This is a genomic window from Niallia sp. FSL W8-1348 (assembly GCF_038006745.1).
GTDB classification, from domain to species: domain Bacteria; phylum Bacillota; class Bacilli; order Bacillales; family Cytobacillaceae; genus Niallia; species Niallia alba.
Map to the genome: position 1 here is coordinate 3786856 of NZ_JBBOVV010000001.1, position 18191 is coordinate 3805046.

Annotated in this window: 16 protein-coding genes, 1 riboswitch and 1 other annotated feature; of the genes, 11 read left to right on the forward strand and 5 right to left on the reverse strand. The window is 35.7% G+C overall.

Annotated elements, in window-relative coordinates; translation table 11 throughout:
- The first annotated feature begins 27 nt into the window (after positions 1–27).
- The 3 genes from NST60_RS17915 to asnB all read left to right on the forward strand — a co-directional run bounded on the left by NST60_RS17915 (position 28) and on the right by asnB (position 4268).
- Positions 28–270 (forward strand): DUF2584 domain-containing protein, encoded by a 243-nt coding sequence (locus tag NST60_RS17915; RefSeq protein ID WP_016202868.1) that lies wholly within the window; start codon positions 28–30, stop codon positions 268–270.
- Between the two features lie 69 nt (positions 271–339).
- Positions 340–500, forward strand: a riboswitch (SAM riboswitch).
- 316 nt (positions 501–816) lie between these two features.
- Entirely contained in the window at positions 817–2016 is a 1200-nt protein-coding gene (metK, locus tag NST60_RS17920; protein WP_016202867.1) for a methionine adenosyltransferase, read from the forward strand.
- 350 nt (positions 2017–2366) lie between these two features.
- Complete coding sequence (gene asnB / locus NST60_RS17925; protein ID WP_169188991.1) at positions 2367–4268, forward strand: asparagine synthase (glutamine-hydrolyzing); 1902 nt, start codon at positions 2367–2369, stop codon at positions 4266–4268.
- Here the strand turns inward: asnB and NST60_RS17930 are convergent.
- The gene (locus tag NST60_RS17930) at positions 4258–5109 is read right to left on the reverse strand and encodes a C39 family peptidase (protein ID WP_328019594.1); all 852 of its coding nucleotides are present in this window, start codon (positions 5107–5109) and stop codon (positions 4258–4260) included. The two genes, asnB and NST60_RS17930, sit on opposite strands and share 11 nt — an antisense overlap.
- A 407-nt stretch (positions 5110–5516) precedes the next feature.
- Between NST60_RS17930 and NST60_RS17935 the strand changes: the two genes are divergently transcribed.
- Both NST60_RS17935 and NST60_RS17940 read left to right on the forward strand, forming a co-directional pair.
- Positions 5517–6320, forward strand: coding sequence for an alpha/beta hydrolase (locus tag NST60_RS17935; protein WP_016202864.1), 804 nt, complete (start codon positions 5517–5519; stop codon positions 6318–6320).
- A 14-nt stretch (positions 6321–6334) separates the two neighbouring features.
- A complete protein-coding gene (locus NST60_RS17940) occupies positions 6335–7429 on the forward strand; it encodes a tetraprenyl-beta-curcumene synthase family protein (protein ID WP_328019596.1) in 1095 nt (364 codons plus the stop codon).
- Positions 7430–7630: 201 nt separating this feature from the next.
- Here NST60_RS17940 and NST60_RS17945 read toward each other — a convergent pair whose 3' ends face one another.
- Positions 7631–8203 (reverse strand): tRNA (mnm(5)s(2)U34)-methyltransferase, encoded by a 573-nt coding sequence (locus tag NST60_RS17945; protein WP_328019598.1) that lies wholly within the window; start codon positions 8201–8203, stop codon positions 7631–7633.
- Positions 8200–9165, reverse strand: a complete 966-nt coding sequence (locus tag NST60_RS17950; RefSeq protein WP_016202861.1) for a TIGR01212 family radical SAM protein — start codon at positions 9163–9165, stop codon at positions 8200–8202. The genes NST60_RS17945 and NST60_RS17950 overlap by 4 nt, the downstream gene beginning before the upstream one ends.
- Positions 9166–9371: 206 nt before the next feature.
- Here NST60_RS17950 and NST60_RS17955 point away from each other — a divergent pair, with 206 nt between their 5' ends.
- Both NST60_RS17955 and NST60_RS17960 read left to right on the forward strand, forming a co-directional pair.
- Entirely contained in the window at positions 9372–9635 is a 264-nt protein-coding gene (locus NST60_RS17955; protein ID WP_016202860.1) for a YtzC family protein, read from the forward strand.
- Between the two features lie 15 nt (positions 9636–9650).
- On the forward strand, positions 9651–9815 hold the full coding sequence (locus NST60_RS17960) for a hypothetical protein (protein ID WP_016202859.1): 165 nt from the start codon (positions 9651–9653) through the stop codon (positions 9813–9815).
- Between the two features lie 49 nt (positions 9816–9864).
- Here the strand turns inward: NST60_RS17960 and NST60_RS17965 are convergent, their stop codons facing one another.
- The gene (locus tag NST60_RS17965; protein ID WP_341099642.1) at positions 9865–11070 is read right to left on the reverse strand and encodes an MDR family MFS transporter; all 1206 of its coding nucleotides are present in this window, start codon (positions 11068–11070) and stop codon (positions 9865–9867) included.
- 236 nt (positions 11071–11306) lie between these two features.
- On the opposite strand from NST60_RS17965, the gene NST60_RS17970 reads away from it, so the two are divergent.
- The 4 genes from NST60_RS17970 (at position 11307) to NST60_RS17985 (ending at position 16344) form a co-directional block, all read left to right on the forward strand.
- Complete coding sequence (locus NST60_RS17970; protein ID WP_341099895.1) at positions 11307–11882, forward strand: histidine phosphatase family protein; 576 nt, start codon at positions 11307–11309, stop codon at positions 11880–11882.
- 27 nt (positions 11883–11909) lie between these two features.
- Entirely contained in the window at positions 11910–13076 is a 1167-nt protein-coding gene (locus NST60_RS17975) for an amidase (RefSeq protein ID WP_341099644.1), read from the forward strand.
- Positions 13077–13197: 121 nt separating this feature from the next.
- Positions 13198–13423 (forward strand) — a binding site (T-box leader).
- A gap of 54 nt (positions 13424–13477) precedes the next feature.
- A complete protein-coding gene (gene leuS / locus NST60_RS17980) occupies positions 13478–15898 on the forward strand; it encodes a leucine--tRNA ligase (RefSeq protein WP_016202855.1) in 2421 nt (806 codons plus the stop codon).
- Positions 15899–16038: 140 nt separating this feature from the next.
- A complete protein-coding gene (locus tag NST60_RS17985; RefSeq protein WP_328019601.1) occupies positions 16039–16344 on the forward strand; it encodes a rhodanese-like domain-containing protein in 306 nt (101 codons plus the stop codon).
- 212 nt (positions 16345–16556) lie between these two features.
- On the opposite strand, the gene NST60_RS17990 is transcribed toward NST60_RS17985, so the two are convergent.
- On the reverse strand, positions 16557–17786 hold the full coding sequence (locus tag NST60_RS17990) for an IS110 family transposase (protein ID WP_100525939.1): 1230 nt from the start codon (positions 17784–17786) through the stop codon (positions 16557–16559).
- Positions 17787–18191 lie beyond the last annotated feature (405 nt).

The window sequence follows — 18191 nt, forward strand, 5'->3', positions numbered from 1 at the left end:
AAAAGAGTAAGAGAAGGGGAATGTGAAATGGGCATGCCGTTAGAGTTAAATACAATGATTGTAACAAAAGGGAAAGAAATAAGGTTAGAAGAGAACTTATTTCTTTTAGAAAAAGAAAACTATCGTTTATATCCGATGAATATCCCATTAGAGGTAAGAAGAACAAAAGAAGCGGAAGTATCTGGGATTGCGACTATAGAAAAATTAGAATGGGAAAATGACAAGACATCGATTACTTATAAACTTATTGCATTAAATTCAACAAATTAATTCAAGAAAGTGAAAAATGATTGACATGCATTGATAGATTGAGCTATCATTTTACCTTGAACGGATACTCTCTTATCCTGAGCTGGTGGAGGGACTGGCCCGATGAAACCCAGCAACCTACTATGTGAAGAAAATTACTGAACCATTTTATGTTTACATGAGATGGAACGGACATTCTCTTAGGAAAGGTGCTAACCTGAAGCAAGGAAATATTCCTTGAACGATAAGAGTGAAAGGTGCGAATTGATTTTACTAGGAGCCTTTTCACTATTGAAAAGGTTTTTTGTGTAAAATGAATTAATTATCTTTTATAAAAATGTATATTTTTAGATGTGTGTTTTTATTAGAAACGATAATCTTCGTTACATATATTATATTTATAAACATTTTTTCGGTTTTACATATAATAAAGCACGGAATTGACTTCGGATAAAAACGCCATTTTTACTTCATACTATCTAGGGAATGAGTACCGTATCAAGATAAGGTTAAGGAGTGTAGGAAGAAACCTCGCTCTACTTTTTTCTAAAATAAGGAGGAAATCAGATGTCAACAAAACGTCGCTTGTTTACTTCTGAATCGGTAACTGAAGGTCACCCAGATAAAATTTGTGATCAAATTTCAGATGCTATTTTGGACGCTATATTGGCTAAAGATGCTAATGCAAGAGTTGCTGCTGAAACTTCTGTAACAACAGGTCTAGTACTCGTTGCAGGTGAAATAACTACTTCTACGTATGTAGATATTCCGAAAATTGTTCGTGAGACAATTAAAGAAATTGGATATACACGTGCGAAGTATGGCTTTGATGCAGAAACTAGTGCAGTATTAACTTCTATTGATGAGCAATCCGCTGATATCGCATTAGGGGTAGACCAGGCTCTAGAAGCTCGTGAAGGTAAGATGACGGATGAAGAAATAGAGGCAATCGGTGCTGGAGATCAAGGCTTAATGTTCGGATTTGCATGTAATGAAACAAAGGAATTAATGCCATTACCAATTTCATTAGCACATAAACTATCTAGAAGACTAGCAGAGGCTAGAAAAGAAGAAATCTTGCCTTATCTACGTCCAGATGGAAAAACACAAGTAACAGTCGAATATGATGAAAATAATAAACCAGTTCGCGTTGATACAATCGTAATAAGCACACAACATCACCCAGAAGTGACTTTAGAGCAGATTCAACGAAATATTAAAGAATATGTAATTAAGCCTGTTGTGCCAGCTGAATTAATTGATGAAAACACAAAATATTTTATCAACCCAACAGGACGCTTTGTTATTGGAGGTCCACAAGGAGACGCGGGATTAACTGGTCGTAAAATCATCGTTGATACATATGGTGGATATGCACGACATGGTGGCGGAGCATTTTCTGGTAAGGATCCTACAAAAGTGGATCGTTCTGCAGCATATGCAGCGCGTTATGTAGCAAAGAATATCGTAGCGGCAGGATTAGCTGATAAAGTTGAAGTGCAATTAGCTTATGCAATAGGAGTAGCACAGCCAGTATCTATTTCTGTTGATACTTTTGGAACAGGAATTGTTTCAGAAGACAAACTAGTAGAAGCTGTACGGGAAAACTTTGATCTTCGTCCAGCTGGCATTATTAACATGCTTGATCTTCGTAAACCAATATACAGACAAACAGCTGCTTACGGGCATTTTGGCCGTACTGATATTGATTTACCATGGGAGCGTACAGATAGAGCAGAGTTGATAAAAAAAGCGGTAGAAGCTTAGAAATTTTTATTGATAAACAAACTGTACAAAAAAGTTTAATTTTAAAAGAAAGAAGTTACCGGAAAGTGTAACTTCTTTCTTTTTTTTTCGTCTAATACTTGATGATGGACTAGAGTTTTCGCATGTAATGAAAATGTAGGATTGAAATGCTAATAACTAATTATAAATTTGCATTTTTTTATGTTAAAATAGAAGACTAAGTGAAGATTTTATGAAACTTATTACCTATTAACATATTTTCTATTTAGGAGTATAGTAAAAATTTAATTATGGTTCAATGATTAGGCCAATGAGTTGGTTATAGATGTCCTAATACATCTAGGAAAAGAAATGGAGAAGGTGAGAGCAATATGTGTGGTTTTGTTGGCTGTGTACATGAAAAAGCACAAAACTTTCAAGAAGAACAAAAAGAACTATTTGCAGGAATGAATCGTGTTATAACACATAGAGGTCCTGACGATGAAGGATATTATTATGATAGCCATATTCAATTTGGTTTTCGTCGATTAAGTATTATAGACATTGAAAGTGGGCATCAGCCTTTAACATATGAAAATGAACGTTATTGGATAATCTTTAACGGAGAAGTATATAACTATTTAGAAATTAGAGAAGAGTTAGTAAAGGCAGGATTAACCTTCCAAACAAATTCTGATACCGAAGTAATTATTGCTTTATATAGTCATGAAAAGGAAAAAGCGGTAGAAAAACTTCGTGGTATGTTTTCTTTTATTATTTGGGATAAACAGGAAGAGACATTATATGGAGCTCGTGACCCATTTGGAATTAAACCATTTTTCTATTTAGAAGATGGAGAGAAAACATATTTTGCTTCCGAGAAGAAAAGCATTGCATTGGCTTTAGAAAGTGATGTTATTAACTATAGTTCTCTGCAACATTATTTAACATATCAATTTGTACCAGAGCCTTATACGATGTCAGAGGGAATTAAAAAACTAGAGCCAGGCCATTATTTTACAAAGAAAATCGGAAAACCAATGGACATTAAACGTTATTGGAGAGCATCTTTTAAGCCTGTTGTTAAACAAGAGGACGAGTATGCAAAAGAAATTAAAGATGTACTTTTCGATAGTGTGAAAATGCATATGAGAAGTGATGTTCCTGTTGGATCCTTCCTGTCAGGTGGAATCGATTCATCGATTATTGCGAGTATTGCCAAGGAATTCCATCCTAGCATTAAAACATTTTCTGTTGGTTTTGAACATAATGGATTTAGTGAAATTGATGTTGCAAAAGAAACAGCTGATAAATTAGGGCTTGAAAACATAAGCTATGTTATTTCTCCTCAAGAGTACATGAACGAAATTCCGAGAATTATGTGGCATATGGATGATCCTTTAGCAGATCCAGCATGTGTACCACTATATTTTGTTGCACGCGAAGCTAGAAAACATGTTACAGTTGTTCTTTCTGGAGAAGGTGCAGATGAATTATTTGGTGGATATAATATTTATCGTGAACCACAATCTTTAGAAGTATTTAATAAGATTCCGAATGTTGGGAAAAAATTATTGAGTGCTGTAGCTAATATTCTTCCAGAAGGAGTAAAAGGAAAAAGTTTTATCGAGCGTGGAGTCACGCCGATGGAAGAAAGATATATTGGAAATGCGAAAATGTTCTCTGAGTTAGAAAAAGAAAAATTACTTTCTGTCTATAACAAGGGTTTGCATTATAGAGATATAACTACACCTCTATATGATGAAAGCAGAGGCTATGATCCTGTTGATCGCATGCAATTTATTGATATCCACACTTGGATGCGAGGAGATATTTTACTAAAAGCAGATAAGATGACGATGGCGCATTCCTTAGAATTACGTGTTCCATTTTTAGATAAAGAGGTATTTAAAGTTGCGTCTAAAATTCCAACTTCTCTTAAAACTGCAAATGGTACAACTAAATATATTTTACGTAAAGCAGCAGAGTCTTTTGTTCCAGAACATGTATTAAACCGTAAAAAACTAGGGTTCCCTGTTCCGATTCGTCACTGGTTAAAAGATGAAATGAATGAATGGGCGAAAAATATTATAAAAGAGAGTGACACAGATCACTTATTAAATAAATCAGTTGTACTACAGTTATTAGAGGATCATTGTCAAGGTAAAGCAGATAATAGCCGTAAAATATGGACAGTCTTAATGTTTATGGTATGGCATAGTGTTTATATCGAAAAAAAATATTCCTTCGAAAAGGAATATTTAAAAGAGGGCAAGGTAGCAATTAAGAATTAATCGTAATTGCTTGACTTCCCATTTGCACCCAGGATTCTTCAAAATCCGTGATGGGTGCTTTTTTATTTTTTTCTCCAGTAAGTGGATCATTAAAGTAAATATATGTTTCATCATAGCCTGTAATAAGTACAGAATGCTCAGAATAAGTAATCTTTACCGTTCCACTTGGAGTATGCCAAGTGCGGAATTCACTATCTGGTAATTTTTTGAATGTTGAATTAGTAATCACCCAAACAGGACGATTGTTCGATAAATGATTTTTTATTTCTTCAAAATCAGATCCGGTAAAATCAATGATGGAACCTGGTAGGTATTTTTCAGCTAATGCAGCAATAGGTTTATGATAGACACCTAACCCAGGACCACTTAAGGAGTACATATCCCCGATAAATCCATCATTAGGATTTCCATAATAGATTTTGCCGTTTTCTCTACTATATGGAGTAGTGTCCTTCTTTATTTGCTTTGCCAGTGTCATTTTATCGACATCAATATCTGCATATTGAAGCAGCATCGCAAGACTAGTTACTTCGCAGCCTCTTGGGAGATCGGGTAACTGATTAATAATGGGAGCATCTAACAAAACAGATTCCTTTAATAAATTTGTTTCCTCTTTTACTGATAAGAGTGCTTTTCGTGTATTTTGCGTAGCAACCTCTTTTGCATGGACGATTGCTTCAAAGTCATTTCTATTAATAAGTAAAAAACTAACAGCAATCATAGCGAATATCGTAAATAAATAGATACTTTTAACAATAGTATTTAATTTTTTTCTTACTAATAAATATAATAAGAAAAACAAAGTAATCAATGAAGTTATTAATATTGTATTTGTTTCCATCTTTTCTCACCTAATTATTTCTATATTAAATTTTATCGGTTTAAAGAAAAATTCCTTTAGGGAATATAAAAGTTGTAACAAAATTTTCATAATCCTTATGGTCAACTTTCTGTTATCGATAATGAAACAGTTCTTCTCTTTCCCTATAATTCGACAAACGAAACCTAATTCACAGTATAACATGATTTTTTATGATATGGTTAGGTTTGCTTCAATAGATACATTTCCGAAATATTTGCTATAATTGAAGTAATTTTAGATAATAATAAAAAAGCTAATCTTCGTCTACTCGTATTTAATGATTAATTTACAGGACAAATCTTTATTTTTCCTTAATAATTTGATGTTTTGTTTAAAAAGGGTCAGAAAACCAACATGGACTTGATAAATGGGATGGAGGAGCTTTTATGTGGAAATGGGAAGCTGAGGGAAACGCGAAGGCTGTCATCGTTATTGTTCATGGAGCAATGGAGCACCATGGAAGATATGGCTGGCTTATTGAAATGTTTCGATTAGCTGGTTTTCATGTTGTAATGGGAGATCTTCCAGGACAGGGAATGACAACTAGAGCTGATCGAGGTCATATTGATTCGTTTAGTGAATATACGATAGAAATTAAAGATTGGATCCAAGCAGCATATCAATTTGATTTGCCTATTTTTTTATTAGGGCATAGTATGGGAGGGCTTGCATCTATTAGACTTCTCCAGCAGGAAAAATTAAAAATTGCCGGGCTTATTTTATCCTCTCCTTGCTTAGGGTTAGTAAAATATCCTTCAAGGATGATGAGTTTAATATCTCTTCTTTTAAATAAAGTAGCACCAAGGGTTAGAGTTAACTCGGGTTTAACGGTTGATGTCGCAACTCGTAATGCAGAAGTACGAGAAATTGATTCGAATGATACTTTATACATAACAAAAGTGTCAATCAGATGGTATCGAGAATTGGTTGTTGCAACAAAGAATGCTTTTGAAGATATAGCCAAAACACAGGACTTGCCACTACTGCTTATGCAAGGCGGTGGAGATTTAGTAGTAGATAAAAAAATGGTAAAGACCTGGTTCAATATGGTACCATTATCTGAAAAGAGATATAAAGAATGGCCTGAGTTTTATCATGAAATTTTTAATGAACCAGACAGAGAAGAAGTGTTTGAATACACGAAGGATTTTATCAATAGTCAATTGAAAGCAATTGGTTATATCGTATAAGTGAGGTTTTTTAAATGTCAGTTCCAAAGATGCCACTAACATTAATGTCTAAAGTTTACTTGAAAGTTTTTCCAGTCGTACATCAGGAATTAAATTACTGGACACAAAGAGCACAGAACATTCCCAATTCAGAATTAAGAAAGCAAGCATTAGCTAGTATTGAGAGTAAAACATTTCATTGTGAAGGTGGCTCTATCATGGCTCTAATTGCCATGAGCAAATACAAAGAAGTAATTAAATTTATTGTAGCCTACCAAACGATAAGTGATTATTTAGATAATCTCTGTGATCGAAGCACATCTCTTGATCCGAAAGATTTTTCCGCTTTGCATGAATCAATGGAGCATGCTTTAACAGTAGGGGCTGAGCCAAGTAACTACTATCGTTATCGCGAGGACCAAGATGATGGGGGTTACTTATATGATCTTGCCAAAACATGTAGGGATACACTGAATAAGTTAGAGAATTATAGCAGTATTAAAGAACAGCTCCTGGAACTATGCCGATATTATTGTGATTTACAGATACATAAACATGTGATTATGGAAGAGCGCATTCCTAGATTGAAGTTTTGGTTTGAGAAAAATAAAAATCACGTACCGAAAATGGAGTGGTATGAATTTTCTGCTTGCTCTGGTTCTACATTAGGGATATTCTGTTTGGTTTCATATGCCTTTCGTGATGATTTTGATGATTCTTATCCAGCTTTAATTCGAGATGGTTATTTTCCATATATTCAAGGACTTCATATTCTGTTAGACTATTTTATTGATCAAGAAGAAGATAAAATAGGCGGGGATTTGAATTTTTGCTTTTATTATGAAAATGAAGAAGAACTATTTAATCGTTTAAAACATTTTGTAACAGAAGCAGATCGACATACGAATAAACTTCCTCATCAAAAATTTCATAAATTGATTAATAGAGGATTATTAGGCGTGTATTTATCCGATGAAAAGGTATATAAGCAACGAAATATACGTAAACTTGCCAAAAATATGATTAGAACTTCTGGACCTATAGGTTATTTTTTCTATTTAAATGGAAGAGCCTATAGAAAGTTCCAGAAGGTAGTTCCTGCAAGTGCATTAAGAGCGTTAAGTAAATAAATGAAGCTTAGTTAGATTAGGCAAACACCTTTTTCAAGGATAGTTTGTCTAATTTTTTGTTTTACGGAAGGGGAATTTATTTTTAGAAAGGAATAGAATAAGGGATATATTTTAGAATAAAGAGATATGATCCAACACAGAATAAAATCATTATCAAACAAGGCATGTAATTTCTGCCCTGTTTGATAAGTATGGTGAAATTCATCTTTTTTCAATCGCGATAATAAAAGGTGGATTATTAATCCCATTTATAAATTGGTAGCGTAGCACATGGGCTTTTTGCTGATCAATATTTTCCATATACGCTATAAGCTTATCCCGTTCGATAGCACCTTCTGGATGCCCGTGATAAATAACTAATACAATAACTCCTTCTTTAGACAGGATTTGTAATAGCTGTTCAATGGCGGCAATGGTTGTTTCCGCTTTTGTTACAATAGATTTATCTCCACCAGGCAAGTAGCCTAAGTTGAAAATAGCTCCTGAAACCTTCCCATGATAAGTGGAAGGGACAGTTTCAATAATATGTTCATGTCCACACAAATGAAGAGATACAATATCTTGTAGTTTTTGACTCGTGAGTTTTTCTTTTGTGGCATGTAAAGCATCCTTTTGGATATCAAAGCTAAATACTTTCCCATTATCACCCACAAGAGTTGCTAAAAAAACGGTATCATGTCCATTTCCCATTGTAGCATCGATCGCAATTTCTCCGTTCGAAACAGCTTTTCCTAATAATTGATGGGCAAATGGAATGACTCTGTCTAGCTTCATTGTGTCACCTTCTTATTTGCCTGATAATATTTTCCTTGCCAACTATTGCGGCTTTTTAATTCTGCATCAATTTTATTTAATACTTCCCATTTATTAACACTCCACATTGGCCCAACCATCAATTCAATTGGTCCATCACCTGTAATGCGATGAATAATCATGTCTGGTGGTAAAATTTCTAACTGATCACAAACTAATGATATATATTGATCAAGGGTTAAAAATTCAAGCATGCCTTTTTCATATTGCTTTACCATTGGAGTGCCTTTTAATAGATGTAGTAAGTGAATCTTTATTCCCTGTACATCTAATTCACTGACGCTTTTAGCTGTTTCCATCATCATTTCATTTGTTTCCATTGGCAGTCCATTAATAATATGGGAGCAAATACGAATGTTATGTTTTCTGAGCTTATTAACGCCTTCGACATATGTTTGAAAATCATGTGCTCGATTAATAAGTGTTGCTGTTTTTTCATGGACTGTCTGAAGACCAAGTTCAACCCATAAATAAGTACGTTCATTTAGTTCCGCCAGATACTCGACAACGTCATCTGGTAAGCAATCTGGACGAGTTGCAATCGAAAGACCAACGACGTTTTCCTGTTTAAGAACTACTTCGTATTTTTCACGTAATACATCTACTGGTGCGTGTGTATTTGTATAGGCTTGGAAATAGGCCATATATTTTCCGTCTTTCCATTTCGTATGCATCTTATTTTTTATATCATGGAATTGTTGCTCTAGGCTGTCAGCACGATTGCCGGCAAAATCTCCCGAACCAGCTGCACTGCAAAAGGTGCAGCCGCCATGAGCGACCGTACCGTCTCTGTTTGGGCAATCAAATCCTCCATCTAATGCAATTTTGAAAACTTTGTGTCCAAACTCGTTACGAAGATGATAATTCCAAGTATGGTATCTTTTATTATCAGAAGCATATGGGAATGGGTTATTCTGATTCATATCAGTGTAACCTCCTCAATAATTTAGATTCTTTTTTTGTTTAATTTCATTAATTCCACCTATGAATTTTAACATGACTATTGTCTTTATCCAACAGAATTTCAAGATTAGTTAAGAAAAGGAAGTCATAGTTGCAAGGAATAAACAGATACTATTGTTGAAGCAATCTGCTTCTAACTTGAAACGATTGTTGGGAGGGTTATTATTTGGCTACACGCGATTCTATGAGTGAATTATTACAAAGATGTAATGAAGTTATTAATTATGCAGAACAGCAATATGAAGCAGGAAGACGTCAAGAACATTATAATGAAACGGAATATACAGATGCTCAAATGCAGTTAGAAACTATCTATAATGAATTGCACACGATGGATCAGAGTGCAAATCAACAGCAACGAGAAGAGTTGCATCGAATGAGGTTGCTTGTGGAGCAAATGCAAAATCAAATGACATTAAGATTGCATTAAGGAGGATCCTAAAATATGGATAAACGTTCAAAGCAAAATAATCCTGAACAAAAAACACGCAATGGCATCAACAATCAGGATTTAGAATTGGGGAAAGATGTTGATTTAGTAAAAGCAGCCAAGAAAAAGTATGAGCAATCTGGTGGTCAACCAGCTAAATCAAAAACAAGACAAGAATAACTATGGCAAAAAGAATGTCCCAGCCGTTGTATCAGTTGGGACATTCATATTAATTTGTTTTAGGAGCTAATTTAGCAGCTTCTTTCGTTGGATAATCATAGAAAAATGCAGTAAGTAAGCTAATGACAAGTAAGACCACTAAAACAGGTACGAGCAATGTCATACCACTACTATCGACAAGCATTCCTCCAAGAAGAGGTCCAATCATTCTCCCTCCCGTTGCCGTACTGTTCACGATTCCTTGGAAAAAGCCTTCTTTTCCTTTAGGAGCTAATTTATCAGCAATCGTTGGTACAGCTGGCCAAATAAGCATTTCACCAATAGTTAAAATGATCATTGCCACAAGAAAGCCAGTAAACAATTCTGCTTTTCCAACAATAAGGAAGGAAAGAATAAAAATACCGATCCCGATAAGCATTTGTTTCTTTATTGAAGTACATATTTTTTTTGTGAAAAAAGAAATTAATGGTTGGCCGAACACAATGAGTCCACCATTAACTGCCCATAATAAACTATATTGCGTTAAAGGAATACCTAACTCTTGCGTATGAGTAGAGATAGTGGTTTGCCATTGGACATAGCAGATCCAGCATAATAAATAACCAAATCCTAAAATGCCAAGCGAATACATAGCCGGGATTCCTTTTAATAAGTGCTTTCCTTTTCTTTTAGGTACTTTCACATTTGAAGACGGAAGGATATCCGCTTTTACTTGAATGTCTTTATAACTGAAGAAAGCGATAAGGAAAAATACCCCATACATTAGGGTGTTTGACAAGAAGATTAATTGAAACGAGTGTGAGGCGATGAAACCGCCGATGGCTGATCCAAGTGCCACACCAACGTTTTGTGCAACATAAATACTATTGAAGGATTTTCTTCCCCCTTCAGGCCAAACATTTCCCGCCATTGCATACATGCTAGGATAAATAATACCTGATCCAAACCCAGATAAAGTGAAAAAGGTACAGTAAGCACCCCAATTATGAAAAAGAGTAAGGCCTAGTAAAGAGAAGGTAGTTAGCGTGATACCTAATAATATAGATAGATACCCACCTAACTTATCGTAAAGAATGCCTCCGATTAAATTACCGATCACACTTGCTCCAGAATTGAGCATAAGGATAAAACCTGCAACCGTTAGTGTCTTCCCTAAATGCTCATGAATGTAAATACTATTTAAAGGCCAGAGTAAGGAAGAACCAGTAACGTTTACTGCCATTCCGATAACTAAAAGCCAAAGTGAACGAGGCATATTGATGCTCCTTTGCAACTTTATTCTAAATACCAAAAATAAGTGTAGTTGCTTTTAAGCAAAGCTGCAATAGAAGAGTATCTATTTTTCTATAGGCGGAATTTTCTGATAGAATGAAGAGGTTTATTCTAAATTTCAATTAGTTTAAATGTTGAATTTGTTTGAAAAATAAGTCTTTTTCTAATAAAGTAGATATAACTCTATATTTTAGCATAATGCGTAGAAAGGACTAAATGATGACAAAAATATGTTTAATAAGACATGGGGAAACAGATTGGAACGCAATGGGGAAAATTCAAGGAAAAACGGATATTCCTTTAAATGAAAATGGAAAGAGGCAGGCACAGCAATGCCGAGATTATTTAAAGGATTCAAATTGGGATATCATCGTCACAAGTCCTCTTAAAAGGGCAAAACAAACAGCGTTCATTATTAATGAAGCGTTACAACTACAGGTTGTAGAAATGGCTGAATTTATGGAGCGCAGTTTTGGCGATGCAGAAGGGAAAACGAGAGAAGAACGAGCGATTCTATATCCAGATCAACAGTATCCAAATCAGGAATCAAGAGAGGAATTAGTAAATAGAATTATGAATGGTCTAGAAAAAATTCTAGTTCAGTTTCTAGACCAAAAAGTATTACTAGTTGCACATGGTGCAGTTATACATACCTTATTAACAGTAGTTTCAGAAGATCAACTTTCGATTGAAAAATACTTATCGAATGCTTGTATCAGTAATATTCACTTTAAAGAAAAGAAATGGGTAGTAGAAGATTATAATTTGGTCGATCATCTGGTGGAAATAAATTAATAAGATGACAAGGGGATGGCTTAAAAAATGAGTGATTTCGGTGCATATATGGATAGAAATATTTCATTGGAACCTACGCAAAAAGGGAGTTTAGATGGGCTGACATTTGCGGTTAAAGATGTATTTGCTATTAAAGATTATGTACCTTCTGCAGGAAATCCTGATTGGCTTCATAGCCATGAACCTGCTAATGAAACAGCACCAGCCATTATTAGCCTGTTGAATAATGGTGCCACGCTAAAAGGAACCACTATTACAGATGAACTGATGTATAGCTTAAATGGAGAAAATTATCATTATGGTACTCCTATTAATCCTAGGGACCCGAGTCGAATTCCAGGTGGCTCTTCTTGCGGTTCTGCTGTCACGGTCGGAGCTAAATTGACCGATTTTTCCTTAGGAACGGATACAGGAGGTTCGGTAAGAATTCCATCTTCTTATTGTGGAATATATGGTATTCGTCCCTCTCATGGAGTAGTTAATATAGACGGGGTAATTCCTCTTGCAAAAAGCTTTGATACCGTCGGTTGGATGACTCAAACAGCGGAAATGCTTATGAAAGTTGGGGATGTGCTTCTTCCTCCTCAAGAGAATGGCTCTTTTTCACGGTTTATAATGGGAAAGGATGCTTGGGCACTGGCTGATGAAGAGGTTAAGAAAGCCTTACTTCCTTTATTGGAAAAATTAGAGAAGTCTGTGCCAAGTTATTCAACTACTATCATTGCAGAAGAAGGGCTTCAGAAGTGGGCAGAGGTTTTTCGCATGCTCCAAGGAAGAGAAATTTGGCAAGAACATGGAGCATGGATCCAAAGGGTAAATCCAACGTTTGGGCCAGGGATAGCAGAGCGATTCCGGTGGGCTAGTACTTTGAAAGAGGAAGACATAGCACAATATCAGCAGAAGAGACGTATAATTCAACAAAGAATGGAGAAACTGCTTGAAGATGATGGAATTTTAATTATTCCAACAGCACCAGGGATAGCACCGCTTATAAACCTTCCTACTCGTGAGTTAGAAGTAAGAAGAAACCAAACATTCCAGTTATGTTGTATGGCGGGGTTAACTGGCTTTCCTCAAGTGAATCTACCATTGACCACATTAAATGGAATACCAGTTGGTCTTTCCTTTATAGCTGGTAGAAATCAAGATAGAAAATTGCTTCGATTGGTTTCTGAATGGACGGAGAAATGGTAATAGCGGAACATTAAATAGCAGTAGACATATAATATAGAAAGTAGAGAAGATCAGATAGTTGGTCAATCTGAAAACTACTTGCAACATGCATCAAAATACAATACAATAAAAATCATATAAGTAATCAACACAGATAAGGAATAGTAAAGATGCCCTTTTGAAACGAAGAGAACTGACGGGTGGTGCAAGTCAGTCAAAAACATCTTGAACTCACCTTTGAGTTGCAAGTGTGAACTTTTAGTAATGCTTGCCGTACACCTGCGTTAAAGGATAATGAAGCGAGTGATTTATTCACTAATTGTGGGTGGTACCGCGGGAGATTATACATAATGCCTCTCGTCCCTATTTGGGATGAGAGGCTTTTTATTTTGGTAAAAACAACTTTATAGGAGGATTTTAAGATGAGCTTTAATCATCAGAAAATAGAACAGAAATGGCAAAAGTTTTGGGAAGAAAACAAAACTTTTAAAACAAGTGAAGAAAAAAGCAAGAAAAAGTTTTATGCACTAGATATGTTCCCATATCCATCCGGTGCGGGACTTCATGTTGGACATCCAGAAGGATATACAGCAACAGATATTCTTTCACGTATGAAGAGAATGCAGGATTTTAATGTCCTTCATCCAATGGGGTGGGATGCATTTGGATTGCCAGCAGAGCAATATGCATTAGATACTGGTAATCATCCAGCAGAATTTACCCAGAAAAATATTGATACATTCCGTCGTCAAATTAAATCGTTAGGTTTTTCTTATGATTGGGATCGTGAAATTAACACAACAGATCCTGAGTACTATAAGTGGACACAATGGATTTTTCTAAAGCTTCATGAAATGGGCTTAGCATATGTCGATGAAGTAGCAGTTAACTGGTGCCCAGCATTAGGAACTGTTCTAGCAAACGAGGAAGTTATTGATGGGAAAAGTGAACGTGGCGGACATCCTGTTGAAAGACGCCCAATGCGTCAATGGGTACTAAAAATAACAGCGTATGCTGATCGTTTATTAGAAGATTTAGATGAAGTAGATTGGCCAGAAAGTATTAAAGAAATGCAACGTAATTGGATTGGTCGTTCAGAAGGAGCTGAAGTAACCTTCCAAATTGACAATCATAAAGAAACATTTACTGTATTTACAACAAGACCTGATACATTATTTGGCGCTACTTATGCGGTACTAGCACCAGAGCATGCGCTTGTAGAAACAATTACAACTGCAGAACAAAAGTCTGCAGTAGAAGCATACTTAGAAAAAATTAAAAGCAAAAGCGATTTAGAAAGAACGGACTTGGCAAAAGAAAAAACAGGTGTATTTACAGGTGCTTACGCAATAAATCCAGCTAATGGTGAAAAAATGCCAATTTGGATTGCTGATTATGTCCTTGTAAGCTATGGTACAGGAAGCATTATGGCTGTTCCTGCCCATGATGAAAGAGACTATGAGTTTGCGAAAACATTTAATTTACCAATTAAAGAAGTAGTAGCTGGTGGAAATGTAGAAGCAGAAGTCTATACTGGTGACGGTGAACATGTCAACTCTGATTTCTTAAATGGTTTAAATAAAGAAGAAGCTATTAGCAAAATGATTAGCTGGTTAGAAGAGAAAGAAATTGGAACGAAAAAAATAACTTACAGATTACGAGACTGGTTATTTAGTCGTCAACGTTACTGGGGAGAACCAATACCGATTATTCATTGGGAAGATGGCACAATGACAGGTGTACCGGAAGAAGAATTGCCATTAACACTTCCGGAAACATCAGAAATTAAACCATCGGGAACTGGTGAATCTCCATTAGCAAATATTTCGGAATGGGTAAATGTTGTAGACCCTGTCACTGGCAAGAAGGGCAGACGTGAAACAAATACAATGCCACAATGGGCTGGAAGCAGCTGGTACTATTTACGCTATATCGATCCAAAAAATAATGAGCAAATTGCAGATCCTGAAAAAATAAAAGAATGGCTTCCAGTCGATATGTATATTGGTGGAGTAGAACATGCTGTATTGCATCTTCTATATGCACGCTTCTGGCATAAAGTGCTTTATGATTTAGGAGTTGTCCCAACGAAAGAACCATTCCAAAAATTATTTAACCAAGGAATGATTCTAGGTGAAAATAATGAAAAAATGAGTAAATCAAAAGGAAATGTTGTTAATCCAGATGAAATTGTAGCTAGCCATGGTGCAGATACACTTCGTTTATATGAAATGTTCATGGGACCATTAGATGCTGCGATCGCATGGTCAACAAATGGTCTAGATGGTTCAAGAAGATTCCTTGATCGTATTTGGAGATTGTTGGTGGAGGATGATGGAAAGCTAGCATCAAAAGTTCAAGATATAGAGGAAATGAAGGTTTTAGATAAAATTTACCATCAAACAGTGAAAAAAGTGACAGAGGACTTTGAAGCACTTCGTTTTAATACAGCAATTTCGCAAATGATGGTATTTATCAATGAATGCTATAAAGCCGATAGTATACCAAAGAAATATGTAGAAGGATTTGTGAAATTACTTTCACCAATTTGCCCGCATATTACAGAAGAACTATGGCAAATCATAACTGGTTCTAATCAATCAATTGCTTATGAAGCATGGCCTGCGTATGATGAAGCAAAATTGGTGGATGATGAAATAGAAATTGTGATTCAGATTAACGGAAAAGTAAAAGCGAAATTAATGGTTCCAGCAGATGCAAACAAAGATGCGTTGGAGCAAATTGCTATGGAAGACAGCCAAGTAAAAGAACAAATTGACGGCAAGCAAATACGCAAAGTAATTGCGGTTCCAGGTAAATTAGTTAATATCGTTGCAAATTAAAAAAGGGGGGAGGCTGTCCATTTGGCAGCCTCATCTTTATGTAATGTGGGCAGACTAATTGCATATTCCATAAAATTAAACTATATTACAATGAGATATTGCTATACATACTGTACAAAAGGTGCTAACGGAGGGATACGATGGAGACAATTAAAACAATAACAACAGAAGAACTAGAGAAAAAGCTAAATAACCAGGAAAAGCTAGAATTAGTGGATGTCCGTGAAGACGAAGAAGTAGCAGAAGGAATCATCCCAGGAGCAAAGCATATACCAATGAATACCATCCCTGAAAACCTAGATTATTTCTCAAAAGAAAAAGAATATATTTTTATTTGCCGTTCCGGCAGAAGAAGCGAAAACGTATGTTACTACTTACAAGACCAAGGGTTTAAAGTAGTAAATATGGAAGGCGGCATGCTAGATTGGCATGGTAAAACAGTATAAAACTAGCAGTTTATAGCAATTTAAAAGAAGCTCAAAGAATGAAGGATTGATTTTCCTTATCTTTGAGTTTTTTATATGGCTGTTTTTTCGTTTTAAAAGAAGGCTGTTTGTATGAAAACTCTTTAGGTAAAAGGCAACACTAAGCTGAACCTTCTAAATTTGAACTTTTTTAAAAGGCTAGGAATGATTAAATATAGTGCTTTTGTTATTCATTAAGCAATTTGTTCATTAGTGGGTTCAATACGATACCCTTTCCTTTTTAAGTATTGAATCATTTTTTGTTCTTTACTTTGTTCGAGATCAACATAATCAGGGCCTAGTTCCTGATATGGTTGCCTTGTTTTTAAAATATTGTAAGCAATTGTTAGGATTAAATGAGCGGAAGCGATCCGTGCTTTCGATTTTCCTTGTCGTTTCATAATTCTTTTTCTATGTGCAGATATGCGATTATACTGTCTATCTGTAGCCATGGAACATTCAACAGCGGTGGTTCTTAATGATTTGTTTCCGTACTGAGTTTTACCTGTTTTTTTTTTACCGGCACTCTCATAATTTCCTGGACTCACTCCAGCCCATGAGGCTAGATGTTTAGAACTTTTAAATACTGACATGTCTACACCCATTTCAGCTATAAAGATTGCGGATGCATTTTTATCCACACCCGGTATGGTATCTAGTAGTTCGCACTCCTCTTGATAAGGAATAAGCGCTTGGTCTATGCGTTCAACTACTTTTTCGATTGTTTCATCGATGTGATTGATATGGTCCCAATGGAAACGTAACATATCAATATGATGTTTACGTATTCCACCGTTAAGGGCTTCTGCAATATCTGTTGTGCTCGCCTTAACTCTTGAATCAACCATTTGTTGAAGTTCAAACACACCTATTTTTTCGCCGTTTATTAGGGCTTCAATAATGCGACAACCAGTGACACCAAAAATGTCAGATAAAACAGAAGTTAGTTTAATATTTGCATCCTGTAGAATTTTGTGGATTCGATTGCGCTCAGAAGTTCGTGTATGGATGAGTTTTTTACGATACCGGGTTAAATCTCGCAAATCACGAATTTCTTTGGGCGGTACAAAATTTTTTTCAATTAGTCCAGAACGCAAAAGTTTAGCTAACCACTCCGCATCTTTTACGTCTGTTTTCCTTCCGGGAACATTTTTAACATGTTGGGCATTGGCGAGGATTAATTGGAAGTCACATTCTATAACATTCCAAACGGGCTTCCAATATACACCGGTACTTTCCATTACAGCATCCGTTATTTTGTGTGAGGATAGCCAGTCGCTAAGTGCCAAAAGGCCACTTGTGGTTGTTGGAAAGGTTTGAATCTCTTTATTTGGTTTTTTATCTAATGAACCAAATAAAACACAAGCAACTACTGTTTCTTGGTGTACATCTAGGCCTGCACACCGTTCAATCATAGCTTCCATATAATCACCTCAAAGATTTTTAATACAATACAAGCGACAGAAGTCATCATACAAAATTTTTGTATTCGTGTTTATAAACACATTAGACGGTTCTTTTAAACTGTCACAACCAGTTTTTCTAACGGGGTATCAACTTGTATTGATCCACCAAACAGTCTTCGGACTGGTCGTATTGTACTATTAATTATGGTCAGGTGTTAAGTGGTTTAGACTTTCTATCATGGGATAGGAGCAAGTTTTCATGATAGACGGTGGCGGCGGGTAACGCCGCCATGAGAGTTTTTCTAAAGGATTGTTGTTTTTTAATAGAAAAAAAAGAATTAGTTGGAAAAATGGAGCAGCCGGAATACACGTAGACTAATGTGGGATTAGCGAGACAGCCTGAGACCCCGGAGGCGAAGCTGA

Coding starts and splice junctions, on each gene's coding strand:
- NST60_RS17975 (WP_341099644.1), top strand. CDS start 11,910: ATGAGTGATTTCGGTGCATATATGGATAGAAATATTTCATTGGAACCT.
- NST60_RS17945 (WP_328019598.1), bottom strand. CDS start 8,203: ATGAAGCTAGACAGAGTCATTCCATTTGCCCATCAATTATTAGGAAAA.
- NST60_RS17960 (WP_016202859.1), top strand. CDS start 9,651: ATGGATAAACGTTCAAAGCAAAATAATCCTGAACAAAAAACACGCAAT.
- NST60_RS17990 (WP_100525939.1), bottom strand. CDS start 17,786: ATGGAAGCTATGATTGAACGGTGTGCAGGCCTAGATGTACACCAAGAA.
- NST60_RS17930 (WP_328019594.1), bottom strand. CDS start 5,109: ATGGAAACAAATACAATATTAATAACTTCATTGATTACTTTGTTTTTC.
- NST60_RS17935 (WP_016202864.1), top strand. CDS start 5,517: ATGTGGAAATGGGAAGCTGAGGGAAACGCGAAGGCTGTCATCGTTATT.
- leuS (WP_016202855.1), top strand. CDS start 13,478: ATGAGCTTTAATCATCAGAAAATAGAACAGAAATGGCAAAAGTTTTGG.
- NST60_RS17940 (WP_328019596.1), top strand. CDS start 6,335: ATGTCAGTTCCAAAGATGCCACTAACATTAATGTCTAAAGTTTACTTG.
- NST60_RS17965 (WP_341099642.1), bottom strand. CDS start 11,070: ATGCCTCGTTCACTTTGGCTTTTAGTTATCGGAATGGCAGTAAACGTT.
- metK (WP_016202867.1), top strand. CDS start 817: ATGTCAACAAAACGTCGCTTGTTTACTTCTGAATCGGTAACTGAAGGT.
- NST60_RS17950 (WP_016202861.1), bottom strand. CDS start 9,165: ATGAATCAGAATAACCCATTCCCATATGCTTCTGATAATAAAAGATAC.
- asnB (WP_169188991.1), top strand. CDS start 2,367: ATGTGTGGTTTTGTTGGCTGTGTACATGAAAAAGCACAAAACTTTCAA.
- NST60_RS17915 (WP_016202868.1), top strand. CDS start 28: ATGGGCATGCCGTTAGAGTTAAATACAATGATTGTAACAAAAGGGAAA.
- NST60_RS17970 (WP_341099895.1), top strand. CDS start 11,307: ATGACAAAAATATGTTTAATAAGACATGGGGAAACAGATTGGAACGCA.
- NST60_RS17985 (WP_328019601.1), top strand. CDS start 16,039: ATGGAGACAATTAAAACAATAACAACAGAAGAACTAGAGAAAAAGCTA.